Source organism: Anoxybacillus sp. J5B_2022, from assembly GCF_026847645.1.
Classification (GTDB): domain Bacteria; phylum Bacillota; class Bacilli; order Bacillales; family Anoxybacillaceae; genus Anoxybacteroides.
Genome location: NZ_JAPSMC010000004.1, coordinates 30303 through 39627 on the forward strand (window position 1 = coordinate 30303; position 9325 = coordinate 39627).

General features: G+C 44.6%; 10 protein-coding genes and 1 tRNA gene. 3 read left to right on the forward strand and 8 right to left on the reverse strand.

Annotated elements, in window-relative coordinates:
• The first annotated feature begins 30 nt into the window (after nucleotides 1–30).
• Together M4I42_RS02025 and M4I42_RS02030 are read left to right on the forward strand one after the other, a co-directional pair.
• Nucleotides 31–543, forward strand: coding sequence for an ImmA/IrrE family metallo-endopeptidase (locus tag M4I42_RS02025; RefSeq protein WP_064214199.1), 513 nt, complete (start codon nucleotides 31–33; stop codon nucleotides 541–543).
• A 58-nt stretch (nucleotides 544–601) separates the two neighbouring features.
• Nucleotides 602–1735 (forward strand): tyrosine-type recombinase/integrase, encoded by a 1134-nt coding sequence (locus tag M4I42_RS02030; protein WP_219986119.1) that lies wholly within the window; start codon nucleotides 602–604, stop codon nucleotides 1733–1735.
• A gap of 140 nt (nucleotides 1736–1875) precedes the next feature.
• On the opposite strand, the gene M4I42_RS02035 is transcribed toward M4I42_RS02030, so the two are convergent.
• Nucleotides 1876–1947, reverse strand: a tRNA-Arg gene (locus M4I42_RS02035).
• Between the two features lie 222 nt (nucleotides 1948–2169).
• Between M4I42_RS02035 and clpP the strand changes: the two genes are divergently transcribed.
• A complete protein-coding gene (gene clpP, locus M4I42_RS02040; RefSeq protein ID WP_004892507.1) occupies nucleotides 2170–2760 on the forward strand; it encodes an ATP-dependent Clp endopeptidase proteolytic subunit ClpP in 591 nt (196 codons plus the stop codon).
• A gap of 172 nt (nucleotides 2761–2932) precedes the next feature.
• Here clpP and M4I42_RS02045 read toward each other — a convergent pair whose 3' ends face one another.
• From M4I42_RS02045 to M4I42_RS02075, 7 genes are all read right to left on the reverse strand, one after another.
• Nucleotides 2933–3190, reverse strand: a complete 258-nt coding sequence (locus M4I42_RS02045; protein ID WP_268850586.1) for an HPr family phosphocarrier protein — start codon at nucleotides 3188–3190, stop codon at nucleotides 2933–2935.
• A gap of 15 nt (nucleotides 3191–3205) precedes the next feature.
• A complete protein-coding gene (gene whiA, locus M4I42_RS02050; RefSeq protein WP_268850587.1) occupies nucleotides 3206–4159 on the reverse strand; it encodes a DNA-binding protein WhiA in 954 nt (317 codons plus the stop codon).
• A gap of 53 nt (nucleotides 4160–4212) precedes the next feature.
• Entirely contained in the window at nucleotides 4213–5175 is a 963-nt protein-coding gene (locus M4I42_RS02055; protein WP_268850588.1) for a gluconeogenesis factor YvcK family protein, read from the reverse strand.
• On the reverse strand, nucleotides 5172–6065 hold the full coding sequence (gene rapZ, locus M4I42_RS02060; RefSeq protein WP_268850589.1) for an RNase adapter RapZ: 894 nt from the start codon (nucleotides 6063–6065) through the stop codon (nucleotides 5172–5174). Before rapZ ends, M4I42_RS02055 begins: the two co-directional genes overlap by 4 nt.
• A 13-nt stretch (nucleotides 6066–6078) precedes the next feature.
• Complete coding sequence (locus tag M4I42_RS02065; RefSeq protein WP_328284578.1) at nucleotides 6079–6537, reverse strand: NUDIX hydrolase; 459 nt, start codon at nucleotides 6535–6537, stop codon at nucleotides 6079–6081.
• Between the two features lie 225 nt (nucleotides 6538–6762).
• Nucleotides 6763–7710, reverse strand: a complete 948-nt coding sequence (gene trxB / locus M4I42_RS02070) for a thioredoxin-disulfide reductase (RefSeq protein WP_268850590.1) — start codon at nucleotides 7708–7710, stop codon at nucleotides 6763–6765.
• Between the two features lie 90 nt (nucleotides 7711–7800).
• Nucleotides 7801–9264: a tetratricopeptide repeat protein gene (locus M4I42_RS02075; protein WP_268850591.1), complete on the reverse strand. Its 1464-nt coding sequence runs from the start codon at nucleotides 9262–9264 to the stop codon at nucleotides 7801–7803.
• Between the last annotated feature and the right edge of the window lie 61 nt (nucleotides 9265–9325).

A 9325-nucleotide genomic window follows, 5' to 3' on the forward strand; every position in this document is an offset into this window, starting at 1 on the left:
TCGTATAATCTCCTCTAGGGAGGGGATTTTATGCAATTATGTCACTACTATACTACAGCGCTCGAGGATTGGGTAACGAATCTTTATAAGCGATTAGGTATCTTCCATCCTTCACACATTGATATTGAATACATAGCGCGACGGATGAATATTTTCTTGCGTGAGAAACCGTTTCCGTCCACGCATCAAGTTTTCGGGCGATTCCGTTGTATCGTTGTCGATTCACGATTGACAGAAGAGGAAAAGCGCGAAGCTTTCTTCCATGAGCTTTGCCATATTCTTCGCCATGTCGGCGTGCAAAGCATGATGCCAGAGGCGTTCCGCGAACTGCAAGAACGTGATGCAAAGCTTTTCACGAAATACGCAGCCATCCCATATCATATGCTTGAGCTCATCGACTGGAATGAACGATACATAATAGAGCAAATGGCTCACATGTTTAAGGTGACACCGAAGTTATGCGAAGAGCGCTTAACACAAATTCAAAATCGCATATTAGTCAATCATTCATGCTTTAGCAATCACTTTATGTGTTTTGCTTGAATTATACCAGCACCGGACGACAAAACGCTTAAAATAATAAAGAAAGGGGTGAATACATATGGCCAGCATTCAAAAAATGAAAAACGGTTGGCGTTATCGTGTTTCATACAAAGAAAATGGGCAATACAAAACGAAAACGAAGGGAGGATTTCGTACCAAAAAAGAAGCAGAATTGGCTGCTGCGGAGCTAGAAAAACAATTACACAAAGGATACGACATCAACGCTGGCGATCAGCTGTTTTCGGAGTATATGCGGAATTGGTATGAGGTGTATAAGAAAGGGAAATACAGCTTGGCGCATGAACGAAATATCGAATTATCCGTCCGGTTGGTTGAGGAACATTTCGCTGGCGTAAAATTGAAAGATATTACACGTGACATGTACCAAAAATTTATTAACGAAATCAGCAAAAACCACACGACGGCGACGGTCCAGAAACGGCACACGTACATTAAATCGTGTCTCCGGGACGCGATCGAGGACGGAATTATTACGCGCGATCCGACATATAAAGTCATTATAAAAGGCGAATTAGAAACAAAATCAGAGGAATTAAAGTACCTTAATTTCGATGAAGTAAAAAAGCTGGTAGTCGAAGTTAAAAAAGACATGAAGCCAAAATACATCTCCAGATACATCATTCTGTTCGCGATTGCCACCGGTGCACGGTTCTCTGAAATTATGGGACTTACATGGGATTGCGTTGATTTTAAAAACAAAACGATTACAATCAATAAAACGTGGGACTTTAAAGATAAACATGATTTTAGCGACACGAAGACTTTTGATTCAAAACGAACGATTACGATTGATGACGAAACGTTAAACATGCTAAAAGAGCTGCGGAAACACCAAAACGAGTTGGCGATGAAAACTGGATTGCGAAATTCAAAGAACTTAGTGTTCGTTAACACGAAAATGGGAGTCATCACAAATAACGCGGTAAACAAGACGCTACAAGCGTTATGTAAAAAGGTTGGGGTTAAACCTATCACCTGCCACGGACTGCGCCATACGCACGCTTCTATGCTTTTATACAAGGGGATAAACATTAAGTATGTGTCCAGACGGCTTGGCCATAAAGATATTGTAACCACCTTGCAAACATATTCGCACATTTTAGATGAGATGGAACAAAAAGAGTCCCGACAAGTAGACTTAACGATGACAGAATTGTACAATGCAAAATAAAAAAGCCGTGCAAAATTCGTGCAAAATTTTTTCGAATTCTATCGTTTTCAATCGGATTTTCGAAAAATAAAAAACGACCGCAAACGCAGTCGTATCAAGGGTTTGGTGATTTTTAATCTGAACCATCGAGATAAAAAAAACGCCCTCGGCAGGATTCGAACCCACGCTAAGAGAACCGGAATCTCTCGTGCTATCCACTACACTACGAGGGCACAATGCTCAGTTGCATATTCAATTATAATCAAGACCAGTCCGTTTGGCAAGAGGAAAATATGCGTTTAAAAAATAGAAAAGAGGATATGATGGAAAAGGGATGCGATGGGAGAGTAGCGAATACTATAGAAGGGAAAACGCTTTTCGTTTGACCTTCATTGACCAATTATGTATCATAAAAATACATACGATTTAGCCAAATTGGCAAAGGAGGAAAGCTTATGAATTTAATCCCTACAGTTATTGAGCAAACAAGCCGCGGGGAGCGCGCATACGACATTTACTCCCGTTTATTAAAAGACCGCATTATCATTTTAGGAAGTCCGATTGACGATCATGTCGCTAACTCGATCGTTTCTCAGCTTTTATTTTTAGCAGCAGAAGATCCAGAGAAAGACATTTCGCTGTACATTAACAGCCCGGGCGGCTCGATTACGGCCGGAATGGCGATTTACGATACGATGCAATTTATTAAGCCGGACGTATCGACGATTTGTATCGGCATGGCCGCATCAATGGGTGCCTTTTTGCTTGCCGCAGGCGCAAAAGGAAAACGGTTTGCCCTACCAAACAGCGAAATTATGATTCACCAACCGCTTGGCGGCGTGCAAGGTCAAGCGACCGAAATCGAAATCGCTGCCAAACGCATTTTGTTCTTGCGCGATAAATTAAACCGTATCCTTTCGGAAAATACAGGCCAACCGATCGAAGTAATCGAGCGCGACACCGATCGCGACAACTTTATGACCGCAGAAAAAGCAAAAGAATACGGCTTAATCGACCGTGTTTTAACGCGTGTCGATGAGAAATAAGAAAAGCGCCCGCCTATCGGCGATAAGCGCATAAGCCCCTCCGAAGGAGGCTCAGCCGCCGAAAGAAGGGGCGGAGCGCGCATCACACCGATGGCGCTTGGTGTTAGACAGCGGTTCAGATTATCATAATAAAAAAGAGGCTGTTCTCTAAAAAGAGAGCAGCCTCATCTGTTTATCCTTCCCGCTGAACATATTTTGTTAACGCTTCAAGCGCTTCTTTTTCATCCGGACCATCGGCAATCAGCGTAATGACCGAGCCGGAGCTGATGGCTAGGCTCATGAGCCCCATGATGCTTTTCGCGTTTACTTTTTTCCCGTCTTTTTCTAAATAAATATCCGATGAAAAACGGTTCGCTTCTTGAACAAAGAGCGCTGCTGGACGCGCTTGCAATCCCGTTTTCAACAACACTTCCACTTGTTTTTCCACCATATTTCTTTCTCCCCTTTATTTAAAATCAATTGGTTGACCTGCACGAAGCTTTTCAGCAATTTCATCAATTTTTCGCAACCGGTGGTTAATACCCGATTTGCTAATTTTCCCACTAGACACCATTTCCCCTAACTCTTTTAACGTCACGTCTTGATATGTGACACGCAGCTCCGCAATTTCCCTCAATTTGTCCGGCAGTGCGCTCAAGCCGATCGTTTCATCAATATAGCGAATATTTTCCACCTGCCGGATCGCCGCGCCAATCGTTTTATTTAAGTTCGCTGTTTCGCAGTTGACGAGCCGATTGACCGAGTTTCTCATATCGCGGACGATGCGAACGTCTTCAAAGCGGAGCAATGCCTGATGCGCCCCGATAATGTTTAAAAACTCGGAAATTTTTTCAGCCTCTTTTAAATACGTAATAAACCCTTTTTTTCGCTCTAACGTTTTCGCATGCAGCAAAAAATGACTGTTCATTAATTCACATAACGAATCGTTATGTTCTTTATAAAGCGAAAAAATTTCTAAATGATAGGAAGAGGTTTCTGGATTATTCACGGAACCGCCAGCAAGAAAGGCTCCGCGCAAATACGAACGTTTGCAACATTTTTTCTTCACTAATTCCGGTGAGATGACGCGAATAAAAGAAAACGGTTCTTCTAATATTTTTAAATCCTCTAATAACTCACGCGCACCTTCCACGACGCGAACGATATAGACATTATTTTTCTTTAAACGCATTTTTTTACGAACAAGCAGCTCTACCGTGACGGTGTATCCTTTTTTCATTAACGTATAAATCCGCCTAGCAATTGCGGCGTTTTCCGTTTGCACATCAACGGTCAGCTTACGGTTCGAAAAAGACAAGGAACCGTTCATTCGCAATAGAGCGGACAGCTCCGCTTTTAAGCAGCACGGTTTCACTTCTAAGTTCGTTAACTCTTTTTTCGTTTCCGATGCAAACGACAACATGCTCACCTCCATCTTTCATCATCAATAGCCGGTATTAAGGAGGTGCGGTTTCAGTGCGTTTCTAAAAGCGAAACGAGCAACGCCGCCACCTTTTTTGTATCATGGCGGATGACGCGGTCTTCGTAGCTGACAATAGGATCGCGAATGACCGTTAGCCCTAGCTCCTCTAATTGGTCAACATCGTCTTTCACCGGCTCGGAGCGCTCTTCCGCGTAGCGCTGTTGAATCTCTTCCGGAATATGGCCACTGTTGACGAGAATGAAATCTAAAAACGCACATTCCATATGGTTGTACAGCGCTTTCACATGATCACTCGCCGTATAATGCAATGTTTCCCCTGCTTGGGTCATCACGTTGCATACATAAATTTTTTTTGCTTTCGCTTCGCATACTTCTTGCCCAATTTTCGGAACTAACAAATTCGGCAAAATACTCGTATATAAACTTCCCGGGCCGATCACGATCAAATCCGCTTGGCGAATTTCCTCAATCGCTTCTGGAAGCGGATCAATCTGCTCTGGGGTTAAAAACACTTTTTTAATCCGTTTTCCTGAATACGGAATTTTCGACTCACCAGATACGACCGTTCCATCTTCCATTTCCGCATGTAAAACGACGCTTTTATTCGCGGCAGGCAACACTTTGCCGCGGACGTTCAGCACTTTGCTCATTTCGCGAATCGCGCGGACAAAATCGCCGGTGATCGACGTCATCGCCGCTAAAATCAAATTGCCTAACGAATGCCCTGATAAGCCGTTTCCGTTTTCAAACCGGTGCTGAAATAATTCCACAATGAGCGGCTCGACATCGGAGAGCGCAGCGAGCACGTTACGAATATCGCCCGGCGGCGGCATATCAAGTTCATCGCGCAACCTTCCCGAACTTCCTCCGTCGTCAGCGACCGTCACAATCGCGGTAATGTCCACCGCATATTGCTTCAAGCCTCTCAACAGTACAGGCAGCCCCGTTCCGCCGCCAATGATGACAATCTTCGGACGCTGTTTCGTGCTCATGAATGTTTTTCCTTTCTTTTCTCCATATCACGATGAGATACGTGCGTTTTGTAGTCTTCCGAAAAATGTTTCGCGATGTATTCGGCAAGCGCCACCGACCGATGTTGACCACCTGTGCAACCGATGGCGATGACGAGCTGGCTTTTGCCTTCCCGCTTGTAATGCGGCAACATAAACGCCAATAAATCAGTGACTTTGTCAAGAAATTTTTGCGTTTCATTCCATTTTAGCACATAGGAAGCTACTTCTTCATCAAGCCCTGTTTTTGGACGCATATGGTCAATATAATGCGGGTTCGGCAAAAAGCGCACATCAAAGACTAAATCCGCATCAATCGGCAGACCGTATTTAAAGCCGAATGACACTACATTCACGGTAAACGTTTGATGTTTATTGGAAGAAAATTGCTGTAAAATTTTCTCTCGCAATTCCCGCGGTTTTAAATCGGACGTATCGTAAATGATTTGCGCCCTGCCTTTCAGCTCCTCTAACAGCTCCCTTTCTAACCGAATACCTTCTAACGGCAGGCCGTTCGGTGCGAGCGGATGCGTGCGCCGCGTTTCTTTGTAGCGGGCAACAAGCGTAGCGTCTTTCGCATCTAAAAATAAAATTTGCGGCGTTACCCATGAGCGCTCCGCTAAATCATCGAGCGCTGTAAATAAACTTTCGAAAAAGTCGCGGCTGCGCAAGTCCATAACAAGCGCGACTTTATTCATTTTATTCCCGGATTCTTTCATTAATTCCAAAAATTTCGGCAACAACGTTGGCGGCAAGTTGTCAACACAAAAAAACCCTAAATCTTCAAGGCTTTGAATCGCCACCGTTTTTCCCGCGCCTGACATTCCGGTGATAATGACCATTTGAATATCGCTCGTTGAGCCTGTACTCATCTCGATTCCCCCCTTAACTTGGGTCCAGCCGGTACGAAAGCAGTTGAAAATCTTCGGTATACACAAATGTGCCATACATCATTCCTGAACCTTTTAACACATAATCCAAAATGTGATAGTCACCTGGCGCCATCGGAAGTTCGTGAATCGTTTCCACCGCGTGCCACGCAAGTGTTCCTTCTTCACAATAAGGAACGAGTTCGCCGTCAAACTGCTCAGCAAAAAACGTAAACATCATCCATTCGGAAACGATTTGGTCCTGGTCTTTAATAACAATTGTAAACACACCTTTTAGCTCTGGATTTTTTAAATATATGCCTGTTTCTTCACGATACTCGCGGATGCACGCTTCCCGAACCGTTTCCCCTTGCTCCATCTTCCCACCGGGAGCGACCCACCAGCCGCGCCGCGGTTTTTGCAGCAACAACACTTTCCCATCTTTTCGTAAGACGCAGTTTGTCACACGTTGCAACTAGCTCACCTCAACATCCTCTACAATCCCATTTACTTTATTATACTATTTTGAACCAGCTGGTGCTAGTTGGATTCCACTATAAAAAGAAGCACGGGAAAAGGGTACCCGTGCATGAAAAGGATTTATATAAAAGGGGGTCAATTACTTATCTTTAGCATACAGGAAAATTATTTCATTCGTGTTACAGCCGAGTTAAACCTATATTACGTTTTCGTTAACAAATTATTTCACTTTTAACGCTTCTTTTAGCTCTTCGACATAATGCTGCGCGCTTTGCGCCGCAATGCTTCCGTCGCCTGTCGCGGTCACGATTTGACGCAACATTTTTTCACGGACATCGCCGGCTGCGAAAATGCCCGGCACTTTCGTTTCCATTTGCTCATTCGTTACAATATAGCCGTTCTCGTTCGTAATGCCGAGGGTGGCAAACGGCTGCGATAGCGGCACCATGCCAATGTAAATAAAAACGCCGTCGCAAGGGAATTCCCGTTCTTCGCCCGTTTTCGTATTTACGAGCGTGACGCTGCCGACTTTCCCGTCTTTTTCGTTAATTTGCTTGACGGTATGATTCCAAATAAAATCAATTTTTTCATTGGCAAACGCGCGATCTTGTAAAATTTTTTGCGCCCGCAGCTTATCGCGGCGGTGAACGATCGTCACTTTATTAGCAAAGCGAGTTAAGTACACGCCTTCTTCAACGGCCGAGTCCCCGCCGCCAACAACGACAAGGTCTTTTCCTTTGAAAAAGGCTCCATCGCAAACGGCGCAGTACGAAACACCACGACCGCTCAACTCGGCTTCGCCCGGAACGTCGAGCTTTTTATATTGAGCTCCTGTCGCAATAATGATCGCGCGCGCTTTATATTGCTTGTTTCCGACTACAATCGTCTTATATTCTTTGCCGTCGATGACTTCTTTGACATCGCCGTACGCATATTCCGCGCCGAATTTTTTCGCATGTTCAAACATTTTCGTCGCTAATTCTGGACCTAAAATATGCTCATAGCCCGGATAATTTTCCACATCTTCCGTATTCGCCATTTGTCCGCCCGGAACGCCGCGCTCGATCATTAATGTCGACATGTTCGCGCGAGATGTATATACCGCTGCGGTCATTCCCGCAGGACCTGCCCCGATAATGATGACATCATAAATTTTTTCTTCTGACACGATTTCCACTCCCTTATGATTTGCTTGCCTGTTTATTGTTTCCTTACCTTCTATCGTATATAACAAGCAAGCAAACGTCTATTAATTTGCTCAAAACAGCCATTGCCGTACTTTTTTCACATATTTTTGCACAGTGGAGGAAGAAATGCTGTATTTTTCAGACATCATCTTTTGCGTGATCGGCTCGCCCTGCTTTTGTCTCCATACGTATTCGGTCGCCGCTGCCCACGCTCGATGGTTCGAGAAATCTTGCTCTGTTTCTAACGCGTGAATAAACACTCGAAACCATGCGATATGCAATTGTTCGTCTGCGAGCAAATTTTTCTGCCATAATTCGTCCATAACGGAGTAGCTGTCGGCAATGTACAGCGGCACCGGTTCTAAAGACGGCGAAAAAACGTAATCCGCAAACTCACGGACAAATGATTGAGCCGGCAGTTCTTTTTTTAAATCGCGATAGGCGACCAACTCATCATCAGTAAGCGATTTGCTCATCATATATAGTCCGTATAACACTTCCGCCATATCCGCGCCGGTCAGCCATTGCGCCATTTTCCCTGCAAAAGGCACAGCCCACGGCTCTTGTCCGCGCTTTTCTGGACTTTGCTCGATCACTTTTTCCCACGCCGTTTTCGCCAGTTGCTCATGCCCGTTATAGTAAGCGGAATAAGAAAGCCAGTAATAAAACGAATAGTCGCCGTCGAAGCCGATTTTATATAAATGGCGCAACCATTTGAAGGCAAGATCAAATCGGCCGACGAGCGCAAACGTCGCACCTAGTTTATAGCGATGCTCCATTAAAAATGGATGAACGCATGCCAATTGTTCAGCGAGGCGCTGCACGTTTTCTTCCTCGTGCAAATAATGCGAAAAGACAAGACGGTTGCAAAGCGCATGCAAGTTGCCCGGGTTTTTTTCTAGCACGTCATGAAGAATTTGCTGCGCTCGCTCGGCATTCCCCATGTAAAAATAGGCAAGCGCCAAGTTATTGTAAGCCGACCAAAATTCCGGATATTCTGCCACGATCGCCTCCAATACGTCAATCGCGGCCATAAACTCGCCTTTTTCTAACAACGTCCGTGCTTTTTCTTGTTTCGTAATTAAATCTTCTTGATCGCCCATATCGCCCCCTTCGTGCTCAATGCTTAACAGATCCATTAAATCTTCCACGTCTTCGGCAAAATCACCGTCCGGCTCACGCTCTAAATACGTTTGTGCATAATTCATCGCCTCGCGAAACAACCCGAGATGGGCGTAGTTGTTCGCTAAAAAATAAAAACATTCGTTCATGTCCGGATCCAATTCCGCAATAATTTTCAACAACAGCTCATTCGATGCTTGATATTCGCCTAATTCAGCGAGCACTACCGCGAGCTGACAGGCAAACATCGCCTCGTGCGCATCCAAATGTACCGCCCGTTCCAAATACTTTTTCGCTTTATATAAATCGCGGCGACGATATGCGTTTAATCCTTTCGTAAAATAATAATCTCCGCTCTGAATGAACGGAATAATCTTCGTTGTCGATCGCTTCGGTTTGAATCGTTTGTTCATCTAATCCTCCATACTCCGTTGAATTCACCGAAAAGAAGTATATCACATTCTTTCGTCCAAC